This window comes from Pseudomonas sp. PICF6 (assembly GCF_009831705.1).
GTDB classification, from domain to species: Bacteria; Pseudomonadota; Gammaproteobacteria; order Pseudomonadales; family Pseudomonadaceae; genus Aquipseudomonas; species Aquipseudomonas rhizophila.
In genome coordinates this window covers 325167-342305 of sequence record NZ_WUUD01000035.1, presented here as the reverse complement: position 1 = coordinate 342305, position 17139 = coordinate 325167, and the positions used below count along the sequence as shown (strand labels likewise).

Sequence of the window (17139 nt, the reverse complement as noted above, 5' to 3'; positions counted from 1 at the left end):
GACACTGTTGACCCAGGCCGAGCAAGGCGACGTGAGCGGGCCAATGCCGCTGATGCCGTTGCACCAGTGGTTCTTCGACCAGCAGCAGGTCCAGGCCGCCCACTGGAACCAAGCGGTGCTGGCCGACAGCGACCGTCGCCTGGAACCGGCCATCGTGCAAGCCACGCTGGACCGGCTGGTGGCCCACCACGACGCCCTGCGCTTGCGTTTCAGCAACATCGACGGGCAATGGCAGGCGCACATCGCGCCGGTGGCCCCGGCCCAACTGACCCGCTGCGAACACCCGGAACAACTGCTGCACGTCGCGCAGAGCCTGGACCTGCAACACGGCCCGTTGTTTGCCGCAGCCCTATTGGAGGGCACGCCGCAGCGCCTGTACCTGGTGGCCCATCACCTGGTGGTCGATGCGGTGTCCTGGACGCCGCTGCTGGAAGACTTCCAACAGCTGTACCCCGCCCTGGAACGTGGCGAAAGCCCGGCGTTGCCGGCAAAAACCACCTCGTATCGTCAATGGGCCGAGCACCTGCAAGCCCATGCCGCGAAGGCTGCTACCGAGCATCGCTACTGGAGTGCCCAGGTCGGCACGAACCGGCCGCCCATGGCCACGGTCGCCGAGCGCCAGACACTGGCGGCCCGCTGGGATGCCAGTCGCACGCAGCAATGGCTGACCGAGTCCCACGCGGCGTACCGCACGCAACCGGAAGAACTGCTGATCGCCGCCCTCGCCGCGACCCTGGCCGAAGTCGAACAGCGCAGCGATATCGTGGTGGACCTTGAGCGCCACGGACGTGACGCACCGTTTGCCGGGCTGGACGTCGGCCGCACCGTCGGCTGGTTCACCACGCTGTACCCACTGCGGGTGAACGCCCGCGGTGCCGCGGGCGAGCAGGTGCGCAACGCCAAGCAAGCCTTGCGTGACGTACCCGGCCAAGGCCTTGGCTACGGCTTGCTGCGCCAGCGCGGCGAGTTGCCGGCCAGCCACGGTGATGTGCTGTTCAACTACCTGGGGCATGAGCAAACGCCAGAGGGCTGGTTGCGCGCCAGCAGCCTGACCCCGCCGCCGGAGGTGGCCCCGGTGAACCGAGTGACCCATGCCCGTGAAGTAGTGGCCTGGCTGGAGGACGGCGTGTTGCGTGTCGAATGGCACAGCGTCACGCCGAACGCCGACAGCCGTTTGCCCGCTCGTCTGCTGGAACACTTGCAGGCGCTGGTCGAGCACTGCCTCGACCCGCAGGCCGGTTCGCTGATGCCAGCGGATTTCCCGCTGGCCAAGGCGCTGAACCAGAAGTCCCTGGACAAGCTGCTGGGCAAACTCAAGACCAAACCCAATTCCCAAAGCTAGCGAGCGACGCCGCGCCCGCGCAGGTCTCGGACCGGCGCGGCGCCCTGATCGACTCACTTGAGTTTTCAAGACTTTGAAATGGACCAAACAAGCATGAACAACATCGAAGACATCTACTCCCTTTCGCCGACCCAGCACGGCCTGTTGTTCCACAGTGTCTACGAACCGGATTCGCGGGTGTATTACCAGCAGTTGAGCCTGGACATGAACGGCCCGCTGCAATTGAGCGCTTTTCGTGGTGCCTGGCAGGCGCTGATGCAGCGTCACGCGGTGCTGCGCAGTGCTTTTCTCTGGGAGGAACTGGACGATGCCTATCAGGTGGTGCAACAGGACGTTGAGTTGCCCTTGACTGAACTGGACTGGCAGGACCGCGCCGAGCCCCAGGCCGCGCTGGAACAGTTGGCACTGGAACAACGGGCACAACCCCTGGAGCTGAATGACTCGCCGCTGATGCGCGTGTGCCTGGTGCGCCTGGCCCCCGAGCGCTGGCATCTGATCTGGACCTTCCATCACATCCTCATGGACGGCTGGAGCGTCGGCATCGCCGTGCAGGAGTGGCTGGCGCTGTACTACGAACAAGCCCATGGCCGCCCCGCCCACTTGGCGCCGACCCGCCCTTATCGAGACTACATCGCCTGGCTGGCGGAACAGGACATGGCCGCCACCGAAAGCTTCTGGCGCGAACAGTTGCAGGACGTCAGCGAGCCGACCCCACTGCCCAGCTTCGCCGTACGCCAGCCAGCGCCTGCGGGGGCACCGTTCGCCGAACGGGAAAGCCTGCTGGCCGCCAGCGAAACCGAGCAATTGGCGCACTTCGCCCGTCAGCATGACCTGACCATCAACACGCTGATCCAGGGCGCCTGGGCACTGCTGCTGGGTCAACACGCCGGGCGTGACGACGTGGTCTATGGCGTCACCGTCGCCGGGCGTCCGGAGAACCTGGCGGCGGTAGACAGCACCGTCGGGCTGTTCATCAATACCTTGCCGCTGCGCGTGCAATGGGCCGACGAGCCGACCCTGGTGGACTGGCTGCAACACTTGCAGCAAGCCAACAGCGATCTGCGCCACCACGCCTACCTGCCCCTGGGCAAACTCAAGTCGATGACGCGCATCGCCGCTGAACAGGCGCTGTTCGACTCAATCCTGGTGTTCGAGAACTTCCCGGTCACCGACGCACTTAACCAGGACACCGGTGGCTTGAGTTTCAGTGCCCCGAGCAGCGACCAGCAGGTCGATGGCATCACCCACACCCAAGGCCGCAACCACTTCCCGTTGTCGCTGATCGTGGTGCCGGACAAACAACTGCACTACCTGATCAGCTACGACCGCAGTCGTTTCAGCGATGCCGAAGTCGCGGTGTTGTCGGCCCAATTGCGCGCGATCCTGTTGGCGATGACGGCGCACGCGCAGTGCCGGGTCAGCGAGCTTGAATGGCTGAGCCCTGAAGAACGCCAACAATTGCTCGTGCAGGGTCGCGGCGTGCAACTGCCGGTAGCCGCTACGTGCCTGCACCAGCGCTTCGAACAACAGGTGGCCGCCCACCCGCAACAGCTGGCGGTGCGCGACCGCCAGAGCGCCCTGACTTACCGTGAACTGGATCAGCAGGCCAACCGCCTCAGCCAGTACTTGCGTGCCCAGGGCATCGGCCACGACAGCGTGGTGGCACTGGCCCTGGAACGCAGCGCCGAGTTCGTGATCGCCCTGCTCGCCACCCTCAAGGCCGGAGCCGCCTATCTGCCGCTGGACCTCAAGCAGCCTGCCGGGCGCCTGGCCGACGTGCTGGTGGACAGCCGCGCCGCACTGCTGATCGGTGCCGCCGCTTCACCCCTGCTCAAAGACCTGGCCGAGCACACGCCGACGCTGTGGTTGGCGGAACAGACCGACGCCATCGCGTCCCAGCCAGACACGCCACCGGTCGTGGTCCACAGCCCGACCGATGCTGCCTACGTGATCTACACCTCGGGCTCCACCGGCACCCCCAAGGGCGTGGTGGTCGAGCACCAGTCCATCGTCGATTACCTGACGGCGGTGCACGCAGTGCTCAACCCGCCATCGGCGGCTCGCTACGGCTTGCTGTCCAGCATCGCCGCCGACCTGGGCCACACCCAACTGTTCGGCGCCCTGTGCAGCGGCGCCAGCTTGTTGCTGGTGGATGAAGACAGCGGTTTCAGCCCCCTGGCACTGGCCGAATTCTTCGACCAACACCCGGTGGATGTGCTGAAGATCACCCCAAGTCATCTGGCCGGCCTGTTGCAGGCGTTGCCCGATGCCCGCCTGCTGCCCCGCGCCCTGCTGGTCTTCGGCGGCGACGCCCTCAGCCCGGCGCTGCTGGAACAGGTCAACCGCCTGGCGCCAGGGCTCAGGGTGTTCAACCACTATGGGCCGAGCGAAGCGACAGTCGGGGCGATTGCCACCGAGTTGCCGGCGGGCCTGCGCAGCATCGCCCTCGGCCGGCCACTGCCGAACCGTCAACTGCAAGTGGTCGATGCCAACGGCCGCCTGGTGCCCACCGGGGTATCCGGCGAACTGCTGATCAACGGCGCCCTGGCCCGGGGTTACCTGCACCGCCCGGACCTGACCGCCGAACGCTTCCATCTCGACGCCGATCAGCAACGCTGGTATCGCACTGGCGACCGCGTGCGCTGGCAAGTGGACGGCCAACTGGCGTTCCTCGGTCGGGTCGACAGTCAGGTCAAGATCCGCGGCAACCGCCTGGAGCTGGGCGAAGTCGAAGCGCAGCTCAAGCGCCTGTCGCCGCTGATCGAACAGGCGCTGGTCCGTGCCGTGGAACTGGACGGCAGTTTGCGCCTGGTGGCCTACCTGGTCGCCAGCCAGTCGCTGTCCGCCACGAAACTGCGTAACGACCTGGGTGCGCGGGTGCCGGACTACATGGTGCCGGCGCACTTCATCACCCTCGACGAACTGCCCCTGACCCGCAACGGCAAGGTCGATGTCCAGCGCTTGCCGCTCCCGCAAAAACCCACGGACGACAACGCCACCCATGTCGCGCCGCGCAATGAAGTCGAAGCGCAGCTGGCCGCCATCTGGCAGGAAGTCCTGAAGCTGGAACGTGTCGGCGTGCACGACAACTTCTTCGCCCTGGGCGGCGATTCGATCATCAACTTGCAGATCATCGCCCGCGCCAACCAGCAAGGGCTGAAACTCACGCCCCGCCAGCTCTTCGAGAACCGCACCATCGCCGATATCGCCCGGGTGCTGGGCGCCGATGCCAGCCATGGCGTGGCACACGAGATTGCCGATGGCTATGGCCTGCCGCTGGCCGCCGGGCAACTGGCGCGCCTGCAACAAGGGCCGTTGCACGCCACCTGGCGTTGCGTGGCGCTGAGCCAGGCGCTCGATAGCGAGCTGCTGAACCAGGCCATCTGCGCCTTGCAGCAACACCACCAGGCCTTGCGCCTGGCGCTGAAGGCCCTGCCGGAGGGCCAGTGGCAGCAACGGGTACTGGTCGCGGCCAAGGCCCCGGTCATCGCCACCGAGAAACTGGAGACCTGCACGCCGGGGCAACTGCAAGCCCTGGCCCAGGCCGGTGTCGACGCGCTGGCACTGGACGCCGGCCAAACCCTGCATGCCCGCCTGCTGGAAGTGGACGGCAAACACGCCCTGCTGCTGGCCGCTCATCCGCTGTGTCTGGACGAGGCATCCTGGTCGCTGCTGCTGACCGACCTCAACCTGGCCTTGGCGCAACTGCGCTATCAGCGGCCGGTGCGCCTGTCCTACACCGGTGGCGATTTCACCCAGTGGACGCGGCACCAGCAGGCCCATGCACAGGGCGATGCCCTGGACGACGCCTGGGAACACTGGCTGCAATACGCCGGCACGGAAACGCTGCAACTGCCGGACAGCCAGCAGCCGGCCAGCGTGGTCGAGCAGACCCTGCCGGCCGCCACCTCAGGTGAGCTCAAGCGTTTGGGCGAAGTGCTGCAACTGGACTGGAACAGCCTGTTGGCTGCTGCCGTAGTCGAACAGTGCCGTGAACTGTGCGGCAATGGCCTGGTTGCGCTGAGCGTGCACGATGCCCGTCCAAGCGCCGAGCGCCTGCCGGTAAATACGCCGATTGCCGTGGCCGACCTCGACCCGGCACGCATCATGGGACCATTGGCCCTGGCGGTGCCGTACTTCCTCCAGCCCGAAGGCGACAGCCTGCTGCAACGCTTGCAGGCCCTGACCGCGCAAATGCGCGCCTACCCGCAGCACGGCGTCGACTATGGCGCCCTGCGCTACCTGTCGGACAACACCTACCTGCAAGAACCGCTGCGTGATCTGCCGGCGGCATCGGTGGCCATTCGCTGGCTCGGCAACCTCGACAGCCATCGCGAAGAGCGTGGCATCCTGGCCCAGGTCGAAGCCGCAAGCCCCGCGACAGCTTCGACTTGCCCGCTGACCCTGGACGCCTGGTGGCAGGACGATTGCCTGCACCTGCGCAACCACGGCGCCCTCGCCGCCGACTGGGCACCGCGCCTGGCACAACGCTTGAACGAACTCGCCGGATTGGCCAGCGCAGCCGACCTGCGCCCCGCCAGCCAGGCATTTGCGCTGTGCCACAAGCAAGCGAAAACCCTGGCATCCGAACCGCTGGACTGGGCGAACATCGAAGACGTCTACCCGCTGTCGTCCATGCAACAGGGCATGCTGTTGCACACCCTGCTGCAACCCCACAGCGGCATCTACCTGATGCAGCAACGCTACAGCTGGGACGGGGTACTGCAGCGCCCGGCGATGGAAGCGGCCTGGCAGTTGTTCCTTGAGCGCCACCCCATGATGCGCACTGCCTTCTGGTGGCAGGACGATCATGAGCCGCTGCAATGCGTATACCGCCAAACTCATCGGGCGTTCGACTGGCAGGACCTGCGCCACCTCGATGAAGAACAGCAGCGCCTGGCGATGGACCAGGCCCTCGAAGCACAGCGCCTGCAAGGTTTCGACATGGCCTGTGCGCCGCTGACCCACCTGCGGGTGTTCCAACTCGATGAGCGACGCTTCGCCGTGGTGCGCAGTTTCCACCACATCCTGACCGACGCCTGGTGCTTCGGCCTGCTGATGGAAGACCTGCTGGCGATCTATCAGGCCATCGTGCGCCAGGAGCCGGTGGCCCGTCCACGCCTGCGCTCCTTCCGCGGCTACATGAGCTGGCTGGAACGCCATGACATGGCCGCCGCCCATGCGTTCTGGCAGGCCGAAATGGCCGGTTTCAGCGAACCGACACCGCTGCATGTGGACAGCCCCGTGGCGCGTCCGGAGCAGGCACCGGAACAGGTTGGCGATTTCGACCAGACCCTGAGCATCGCCCAGACCCAGCGGCTGCAGCAGCTGTGCCAGCAATACCAACTGACCCCCAACACCTGGATCCAGGGCGCCTGGGCGCTGTTGCTGTCGCGCTACAGCGGCAACCGCGATGTGCTGTTCGGCGTGACCGTCGCCGGCCGCCCGACTGACCTTGCCGGCGTAGAAGAAATGGTCGGGCTGTTCATCAACAGCTTGCCTCTGCGCATCGATGTCGATCCCGAGGTGCCAGTGGCCGACTGGTTGCAGGCGCTGCTGTCCCACAACGCGCAATTGCGCGAACACGAAAGCGCTTCGCTGGTGGACATCCAGCGTTGCAGCCAAGTGCCGCGCGGCCAGCAGTTGTTCGACAGCCTGGTGGTGTTCGAGAACGCGCCGCTGGATATCAGCAGCGTGAAACTGGATGCCTTCAGCATCGACATCTATGAAGACCGGGTGCACACCAACTTCCCAATGACGGTGGTGCTGTACCCCGGCGACCGCCTGGGCATTCGCCTGTCCTACGACAGCATGCGTTTCAGCACTGACACCGTGCAGCGCATGCTCGGCCATCTGGTGCAGCTGCTTTCGGGCATGCTGGAGACGCCGCAAGCGCCACTGGGCAGCCTGCACATGCTGCCCGAGGCGGAACGCCGGCAGTTGCAGATCGACTGCAACCGCAGCGACGTCGACTTCCCGCTGGAGCGCGGCTATGCGGCGCTGTTCGCCGAACAAGTGCGCAACCGTGCGCAACACCTCGCCGCCGTATGCCAGGGGCAATCGCTGACCTACGCCGAACTGGACCGCCGCGCCAACAGCATCGCCCATGCGCTGCAAGCGGCCGGTGCCGGCCCGGAAACCCTGGTGGCGCTGTTCGCTGAGCGGGGCCTGGCCTTGCTGACGATGATGATCGCCACGCTCAAGGTCGGCGCGGCGTTCCAGGCCCTGGACATCCAACAGCCCCACGCACGCCTGGCGGAGCTGCTGGACCTGGGCGAAGCACCGCTGTTGCTGGTCTGCGAGCACGCAAGCTCAACGCTGGACAACGTCCTGCCGCAGATGCGCCAGCAACCCACCTGCCTGATCGCCCAGGCGCTCTGGCAAGGCCGCGAACAGCCGCCGGTCACCTATGCGCACAACCCGGATCAACTGGCCTACGTGATCTTCACCTCGGGTTCCACTGGCACGCCAAAAGGCGTGATGGTTGAACAACGCGGGATGCTCAACAACATGTTCGGCAAGGTCCCGAGCCTGGGCCTGGGTGAGCACGACCGGATTGCCCAGACGGCTTCGGCGGCGTTCGATATCAGCGTGTGGCAGTTCCTCGCCGCGCCGCTGTTCGGCGCCACCGTGCACATCCTTCCCGATGCCCAGGCCCATGACCCTGTGGCTCTGCTCGATGCGGTTCAAGAGCAGCAATTGACACTGCTGGAAACCGTGCCGGCGCTGATTCGCGGCATGCTCCAGGAAAGCCAGACGCACCACACCTTGGCGAGCCTGCGCTGGCTCCTGCCCACCGGTGAGGCATTGCCGCCGGCCCTGGCGCGGGACTGGTTCGCCCGCTTCCCGGCGATCCCGTTGATGAACGCCTACGGTCCCGCCGAATGCTCGGACGACGTTGCCTTCTACCCCATCACCGAAGCGCCCGCCGACGACTGCCTGCACATGCCCATCGGCAAGCCGACCGCCAATAACCAGGTGTTCGTTCTCGACTCGGCGCTGCGCCTGGTCCCTGTCGGTGTACCCGGCGAATTGTGCATCGGTGGTGTCGGCGTCGGTCGCGGCTACCTGCGCGACCCGCAACGCACCCGCGAAGCCTTTGTTCCGCACCCGTTCCAAGCCGATGCGCGGCTGTATCGCAGCGGTGATATCGGCCGGATGCGCGCCGATGGCGTGATCGAATACCTCGGGCGGCGCGACCAGCAAGTGAAGATTCGTGGCCACCGCATCGAACTGGGCGAGATCGAAAACCGCCTGATGCAACACCCAGCGGTGGACAGCGCGGCGGTGCTGGCACTGCCCGACGCGCGCGGGGCGTTACAACTGGTGGCCTGGTATGTGCTCGACGACACGGCCAACCTGGGCGGCGAGTCCGCGCAACAGGTCTTGAGCGCTTACCTGGGCCAGCAGCTGGCAAGCTACATGGTTCCAGCCCGTTGGCTGGCCCTTGCGCAATTGCCGCTGAACGCCAATGGCAAGATCGACCGTCGCGCCCTCGCCGCCCTGGGTGTGCCCCAGGACGAAACGGCGCAGGCGCAATGCTTGGCACCGCGCACGCCGACCGAGCAGGTCCTGGCCGAGCTGTGGCAGGAAATTCTCGGCCTGGACACCGTCGGTGTGCACGACGACTTCTTCGCCATCGGCGGTCACTCGTTGCTGGCCACCCAGGTGTTGTCGAGGATTCGCCGACGGTTGAACGTGAACCTGCCGCTGCGCACGCTGTTCGAGCGTGGCACCCTGGACCAATTGGCCGAAGCGGTCGATCAGCAACGCGACGCCCAGACCGAGGCCGACGGCAACAGCGAGATTGCCCTGGCGCCACGCAACCAGCCATTGCCGCTGTCCTACAGCCAGCAACGGTTGTGGTTCCTGGATCGCTTCGAAGGCCCCAGCGCCGCCTACAACATGACCACCGCCATCAGGCTGCGTGGTGCGCTGGACGTCGCAGCGCTGCAAGCGGCGTTGCAGGCCGTGTTCGAACGCCATGAGTCCTTGCGCACGGCGTTCCATCTCCACGGCGACCAGCCTTGCCAGGTCATCAGCCCGGCACCGCGGGTTGACCTGACGCCGACCGAGCTGAGTCACCTCGACCACGAGGAACAAGCGCAAACCCTGCAACGCTTGATTGATGAACAGGCGGCACGCCCGTTCGATCTGCAACAGGCGCCGATGTTGCGCGCCAGTCTGCTGCGCCTGGGCGCCGACGATCATGTGCTGCAATTGGTGCTGCATCATATCGCGACCGATGCGTGGTCCATGGGCATCCTCATGCAGGAGCTGATCGTCGGGTACCAGGCTCGTACCAGCGGTTCGACACCGGTGCTGCCGGTGTTGCCGATCCAGTTCGCCGACTATGCCTCCTGGCAACGCAGCGAAGCCCAACAGCGCCTGCTGGCACGGGCCATCGACTACTGGCGCCGTCAGCTCGACGGCGCGCCAACGCTGATCCCGCTGCCGCTTGACCAGCCACGCCCGGCGCGTCCCGACTATCAGGGTGCGGCCCTGGAGCAACGCTTCACACCGGCCCAGGCCCAACTGCTCAAAGCCTATGCGCAAGAGCAACGGGCGACGCTGTTCATGGTCCTGCTCAATGCCTTCAACAGCCTGTTGCAACGAGCCACCGGGACCAACGACTTTATCGTCGGCACCGACCTGGCCAACCGCGAACATCCGGCCCTGGAACATCTCATCGGGTTCTTCGTCAACGTGCTGCCGATCCGTGCCCGCCTGAGCGAGGGCGAAAGCTTTGACGCCCGTCTGCAACGCTTGCGCGAGGATTGCCTGTCGGCGTTCCAGCACCAGCAGGTGCCGTTCGACAAACTGGTCGAGGAACTGCAACCGCCGCGTACACCAGGGGTCAATCCCCTGGTCCAGGTGCTGTTCGTCATGCAAAACACCCCCAGCGGCAATGCCAGCCTGCCGGAGCTTGAGGTGGAGCATCTGGCATCACGCCAGGAAAGCAGCAAGTTCGACCTCGCCGTGTTTGTCGAAGAGGACGAAGATCAAGGCCTGAATGTGCGCTGGGTGTATCGCACCAGCGTGTTGCACGAGCCGACCATCCAGCGCCTCGAACAAGGCTTCGAGAGCCTGTTGGAGCAGATCGTCTCGGCCCCGGGACAAGCGCTGGACAATTGGTCGTGGCGCCTTGAGGGTGGCAACGCCAGCGCAACGTCCCTGGCGGATCCGTCGCTCGACGAGGCCTCGGCCCGCAGCGCCCGCAAGCAGTCCAAATTGAGCAAGCTCAAGCAGACCCGTGCAACCGCTGTGAGCCAGGTGGCCCATGAGCAGGTCCGTACCCGCACCCTCAGCGCCGGGCAAGCCTTGCCGTTGGTGATCGAGCCGTTGCTCGGCGACTTGGATCCGGTGCACTGGGCGCTGCAAGCGCGGGAATGGATCAATGCACAGCTGCTGACCCACGGTGGCCTGCTGTTCCGGGGTTTCAACCTGCCGGATGCCAGCGCTTTCGAACAGTTCGCCCAGGCCATCGAACCCGACCTCTACGGGACCTACGGTGACCTGCCGAAAAACAAGTCCGGCAAGAACATCTACCACTCCACGCCGTACCCGGAACAGCACATGATTCTCTTCCACAACGAGAGCTCCCATCTGCCGCAGTGGCCACGCAAGCAGTGGTTCTATTGCGAAACGCCGGCGCCGCGTGGCGGTTGCACGCCCATCGTCGATTGCCGGCAGGTGCTGGCGCGCTTGCCCGAGGACATCGTCGCTCGCTTCAAGGCCCTGGGGCTGCTGTACGTGCGGCACTTCACCGACAAGCTGGATGTGCGCTGGCAGGACTTCTTCAAGACCGAACAGCGTGAGGAAGTCGAGCGCCAATGCCTGGCGTCGGGCATGCGCTGGGAATGGCTGGGAACCGACAACCTGCGGATCGCCCAGCACTGCCCGGCCATCGTCGAGCATCCCGAGACCTTGGAACTGTCGTTCTTCAACCAGGTGCAACTGCACCACACCGCCTGCCTGGAGCCGGAAGTGCGCAGCAACCTGATCAGCCTGTTCGGCCCCGGACATTTGCCACGTAACGTGTACTACGGCGATGGCAGCGTGATTGAAGACGCAGTGATGCAAGTGATCGGCGAGGCTTATGAAGACTGCGCGGTACGTTTCAGTTGGCAAAAGGGTGACATGGTGATGCTGGACAATATGTTGGTGGCCCACGCTCGGGATCCCTTCGAGGGTGAGCGCAAGATCTGTGTCGCCATGGGCCAGATGATGCGTCGCGAACAATTGACCGGTTGCCTGCCCGAAGCACAGCCGCCGCTGGCTGCGGAGGTGCAGGCATGAGCGCCTTTGAAACTCGCGAAGAAGCCTTCGCCCTCTCGCCCCAACAACGCAGCCAGTGGTTGGCGGGATTGCCAGCGGCGCGCCTGGAACTGGAAATAAAAGGCCCGTTGGCCCTGGAGCGTCTTCACCAACGACTCGCCGCCCTGAGCGTGTGTCACGAGGCCCTGCGCCTGCGAGTACGGCCAGAGCCAGGCTTGCTGATGCCCTTGCAAGTGGTTGAATCCACGGTCACGACCACGGACGCCATCAGCGTCGAGGTGCAAGCGCTCGACGGCGATCGGCAGCGGGTCATGCTGCAACTGCCGGCGCTGAGCGCGGATCGCGGGACCTTGCTGCGCCTGGCGCAGGCATTGGCTTCGACGGATGCGCCGACCGTCGATGACGAGGCCATGACCTATACCCAGTACAGCGCCTGGCTCTACGAATTGCAGGCCGATGAAGACGCCGAGCCTGGCCGGCGTTTCTGGGCCAGCCAAGCCTTGGACGAAGCGGCCGCCAGCGAGTTGCTCTACCGTGAGGTTCGCAGCGACCGCTCCGACGGTCCGGTGACCACTCGCTTGAGCGCCAACCCACAGTTGAGCATGGCCCTGGAAAGCTTTTGCCAGCGTCACGACGCATCGCCCGAACAAGTGCTGATGACGGCCTGGGGCGTGCTGTTGCAGCGCCTGAGCAGCGGCGACAGCCCGGCACTGACCTTGAACTGGGTCCACGATTGCCGCGACGACTATGAAGAACTCGCCGATTGCTGGGGATTGTTCGCCAAGCCCTTGCCCCTGCGCTGGCAAGCGGCGGCGGACAGCCAGTTTGCCCAGGCGCTGGCGAACCTGCAGGTGCTCTGCGAGCAAGCCACCGAATGGCAGGAATATTGCGGCGTCAGCGCTGCACTGCCGGCCGACACTTTGCAGTACGGCTTCCAGTGGGGTGGGCAGTTGCCTGATCGACTCGACACCTTGGGCAGCATGGCGTCGACGCTCACGGTGCTGGACGCACAGGCCATCCCCGCCGGTATGGAGCTGCTGTTGGTGGCCGAAACGACCGCTGGCGGCTATCGCCTGAACCTCTGCCACCTGCCGGGCCGCTACAGCGAACAGGCCGCTCTGGTGCTGCTGGAGCAATTCCAATCGCTGCTGCTCGATGCCCTGGCCAACCCAGGCAAGCCCCTGGCCGAACTGTCCGTGCAGGCGCCGAGTTTTACCGCAACGCTGACCGCCCTGCATGCGCCATCCGACGCTGCGGCACTGCCGTTTACCAGCGTGCCGGCGAGTTTCGATGAATGTGCCGCGCAGTTTCCCGAATATTTGGCCCTGCGCGACCCCAATGGGCAGTTGAGCTATGCCCAACTGCAGGCCCGCAGTAACCAACTGGCGCATTTCCTGCGCGCCCAGGGCGTGGGTCGCGAAGATCGCGTGGCGCTGTACCTGGATCGCTCGGCACAGATGGTCCTGGCCATGCTCGCCGTGCTCAAGAGCGGCGCGGCGTTCGTTCCCCTGGATGTGTATCAACCAGCGCAACGCTCGCTGGCGATCCTGCAACAAGCCCAGCCGACCTTCATACTCAGCGGCTCGGCCGGCAGCGCCCCTGCGTTGCCGGGCATCGGCAGCCTCGACCTGCGCGAGGAAGCGGCCTGGCAGCAAGCGCCAACGATTGCAACCAACGTCGAGATCCAAGGACAGGACGCGGCCTACGTGCTGTTCACTTCCGGCAGCACCGGTACGCCCAAAGGCGTCATCGTCGAGCACCGACAGCTGGCCAGTTATGTCGCCAGCGTATCCCGGCGCTTGCAACTGGCCGCAGGCGAACGCAGTGCAGTGGTCACCTCGCTGGCGGCCGACCTGGGCTACACGTTGCTGTTCCCGGCCCTGCTCAGCGGCGGCGAATTGCACCTGCTGGACAAGGAAACGGCCATGGACGCCCAGGCCTGGGCAGCCTGGCAGGCGCAGTACCCGATCGATCACCTGAAGATCGTGCCGTCGTTGCTCGACGCCTGGTTGATTCATGCCCAAAGCGCTGCCGTGTTGCCGCGCAAGCAATTGGTTCTCGGTGGCGAAAGCTGCTCGCGGCGCCTGCTGCAAAGCATTCGCAGCCTTGCTCCGGCGCTAACGGTCTTCAACCATTACGGCCCGACCGAAACCACCGTTGGGGTGGTGATGCACAAAGCCGATCCGAGCGTAGATTATCGTCGCCTGCCCCTCAGCGACCGCCTCGACGGCATGCGCCTGTACCTGCTCGGCGAGCAGCAAGCGTTGGCCGCCCCAGGGCAAAGCGCCGAGCTGTATATCGCCGGCCCGCAACTGGCCCGCGGGTATCTGGACACGCAACAAAGCGCCGGACGTTTTATCGAGCTGGCACATCGGCCGGGCGAACGCCTCTATCGCACCGGCGACATGGCCCGCTATCGCCATGACGGCAGCCTGGAGATCACCGGGCGGGCCGACCGTCAGGTGAAAATCCGTGGGTTCCGCGTGGAACTCGACGAGATCCAGGCGCAGTTGACCAGCCTTCCCGGTGTGGCCCAGGCCGCGGTGGAATGCATCCCTCGCGGCGAGCTCGGCCAGCAACTGTTCGCCTTCATGACCCTGGCGCCCGGGCATTCGACCACAGTCGCCAGGCTGCATGGCCAGGCCCAGGATTGCTTGCCGGACTACATGCTGCCCACCCTGCGGATCGTCGAAGCCTTGCCCCTGATGGGCAACGGCAAACTCGACCGCAAGACCCTGCAGCAATGGGCTGACAAAGTCCTCGACACGGTCGGCAGTGCCTTGCCACGCACGCCGCTGGAAGCCTTGCTCGCCGAGGTCTGGGCACAGGTGCTGGGCCTGGAGCGAGTGGGCATCGACGATGATTTCTTCGAGCTGGGCGGCCATTCCCTGGCGGCGGTGACGCTTGCCAGTCGCCTGCAGACCGCGCTGTCGGCACCGGTGACGGTCAATGCGGTGTTCAACGCCCCGAGCGTCTCGGCATTTGCAGCATTGGTGCAGGCCGAACTCAAACTCTCGCCACTGGTGCGGTTGTCGGCGCCAAACGCTGTCGAAGCCGCCAACCTGTTCTGCTTCCACCCCTCCACCGGCCACGTGCAGGATTACCGCACGCTGCTGGCGCCGCTGTCGGCCTGGCAGCTGTGGGGCTTGCAGGCGGCGTACCTGAGCGATGACAGCACAACGCTGGGCGGCGATATCGAGAGCCTCGCCGCGCTCTATGTCGAGCACCTGCGCCAACAGCAACCCCAGGGGCCGTACCACCTGCTGGGCTTCTCCCTCGGTGGTCTGCTGGCGATTGCTGCGGCCGCGCGCCTGGAAAGCCAGGGCCAAGCAGTGGCGTTTCTCGGTATCATCGACTCGCAGTACCAGCATCAAGCGCCAGAAGACAGTGTCGAGGCGCTGCTGGAGTCAGCCTCCCAAGCGCTGACACCGGACAGCCAGAGCGTGATGCGCCGGTTGCCGCCACCGATCATGGCCGCATTGCTGGAGCAACTGGACGCCCTGCCCCCAGCGGCACGCCTGCCGGAGCTGGTGCAGTGGGCACGCCAGCAAGGCCTGCGACTCGATGGCGACAGTTGGGAGCATTTGCAAACGCGGCTGCGCTACCAGCAGCACACGCAGCATCTGCTGGCGACCTTCAAGCCTGCCCGGCTAAGCTGCCCGGTGCATGTCTGGTGGGCCAGCGACACCCTGGCCCAGGCCGACTTCGCCGACCCGCATTGGGAAGACCTGAGCAGCGGGCCGTTGACCCGCGAGGTCATCACGGCGCAACACCTGACCATCCTTGAGCAACGCGCCTTGCACGAACAATTGGCGGCGCGTCTCACGGCCATTGCTACACACGGAGCGGTTTGAAATGGATCTGTTGTTACTCATGGCTAAACGCTCCTGGCGCGCACTGCTGGTGGCGACCCTGACGGGGTTGATCTGCGGCCTCGCGGCTGCCGGCCTGATCGCCAACATCAACCACAGCCTGGAGGTGTTCGACAAGCTGCGCCCGGTGGATGGCCTGCTCTTCGCTGGCCTGGTGGTGTTGGTCGCGGTGTCGCGGATCATCTCCGACATCAGCCTGTTGCGACTGGGCCAGGCTGCGGTCAACGACATGCGCCTGCACCTGAGCGCCAAGCTGATCGACACGCCTTACGCGCAATTGCAGCGCCTGGGCAAGCATCGCCTGCTGGCGATGCTCACCGACGATACGCAGACCATCAGCCAGGCGGTGGAGTTGGTGCCGATCCTGCTGGTCAATGTCGGGATCATCGCCGCGTGCCTCGGCTACCTGGGTTGGCTCAGCATGCCATTGCTCGGCCTGACGCTGCTGCTGATCGTCCTGGGCAGCCTGAGCTTTCACTGGCCGCAACGTCGGGCGCTGACCTCGATCTCCCGTGCTCGCGAGCTCAAGGACCAGTTGTTCAATCAGTACCGCCTGCTCACCGATGGCAGCAAGGAACTGCAACTCAACCATCCGCGCCGGCAGCACTTCTTCACCCGCCTGCTGATACCGGTGAGCCAGCAATACCGCCGCGATTTCGTGCGGGGCATGAGCATCTACGCCTTGGTCCTGAACTGGGGCAATGCGGTGTTCTACATGCTGATCGGTGTGGTGCTGTTCGCCGCGCCGCATTTCATCGACCTGAGCGCGAGCCTGGTCACCGGCTATATCCTGGCGATCCTCTACATGATCACGCCGTTGTCGGAGCTGATGCACGCCTTGCCGACCCTCGGTCGGGCCAGCGTGGCCCTGAACAAGATCCGCGCCCTGGAAGGCGAGATGCAAACCGCCGACGAAACCGTCGAGACGATCTCGCCGACCCAGGTTCGCAGCCTGGTGTGCCGCCAGGTCACCCACACTTACTACCGCGAGCGCGAGGACGGTCATTTCACCCTGGGCCCCATCGACCTCACCCTCAATGCCGGCGAAGTGGTGTTCATCACCGGCGGCAACGGCAGCGGCAAGACCACCCTGGCGCTGTTGCTGACAGGGCTGTACCGGCCGGAAAGCGGCGACGTCATGCTCGACGAACAAGTGTCCTCGAGCAATGACAATCACCATTACCGACAGCACTTCTCAGCGATCTTCACCGACTTCTGCCTGTTCGAAAACCTGTTCGATGGCGACGATCCGCACCTGGTGAAACAGGCACAGGACTACCTGGTGCACCTGCAGCTGGACCACAAGGTGCAAATCGAGGACGGCAAACTGACGACGCTGGCGTTGTCCACCGGGCAACGCAAGCGCCTGGCGCTGCTCAGTGCGTATCTGGATGATCGCCCCTGCTACCTGTTCGACGAATGGGCGGCCGACCAGGACCCGGTGTTCAAGCACTTTTTCTACACCCGGATCCTGCCGGACCTGCGCGAACGCGGCAAACTACTGATCGTCATCTCCCACGACGATGCCTACTTCGGCCTGGCCGACCGGCTGATCCGCATCGAACATGGCAAGCTCAGTGAAGTCGCTCCCCAGGCTGACACCGCGCCCCTGGCGCAAATGCTGTCTTGAGGAAACCATAGACCTGT

General features: G+C 65.1%; 4 protein-coding genes. All 4 read left to right on the top strand.

The window, feature by feature from the left end; genetic code table 11:
• On the top strand, positions 1 to 1342 hold a 1342-nt coding region (locus GSM73_RS28015), incomplete at its 5' end, for a condensation domain-containing protein (protein ID WP_256677098.1).
• A 93-nt stretch (positions 1343 to 1435) separates the two neighbouring features.
• A complete protein-coding gene (locus GSM73_RS26085) occupies positions 1436 to 11641 on the top strand; it encodes a non-ribosomal peptide synthetase (RefSeq protein WP_160894311.1) in 10206 nt (3401 codons plus the stop codon).
• Positions 11638 to 15474: a non-ribosomal peptide synthetase gene (locus tag GSM73_RS26080; protein ID WP_160894309.1), complete on the top strand. Its 3837-nt coding sequence runs from the start codon at positions 11638 to 11640 to the stop codon at positions 15472 to 15474. The genes GSM73_RS26085 and GSM73_RS26080 overlap by 4 nt, the downstream gene beginning before the upstream one ends.
• Position 15475: 1 nt before the next feature.
• Positions 15476 to 17122 carry a cyclic peptide export ABC transporter gene (locus GSM73_RS26075; protein WP_160894307.1) on the top strand — a complete coding sequence of 549 codons (1647 nt, stop codon included), beginning with the start codon at positions 15476 to 15478 and terminating at the stop codon, positions 17120 to 17122.
• Positions 17123 to 17139: the final 17 nt, after the last annotated feature.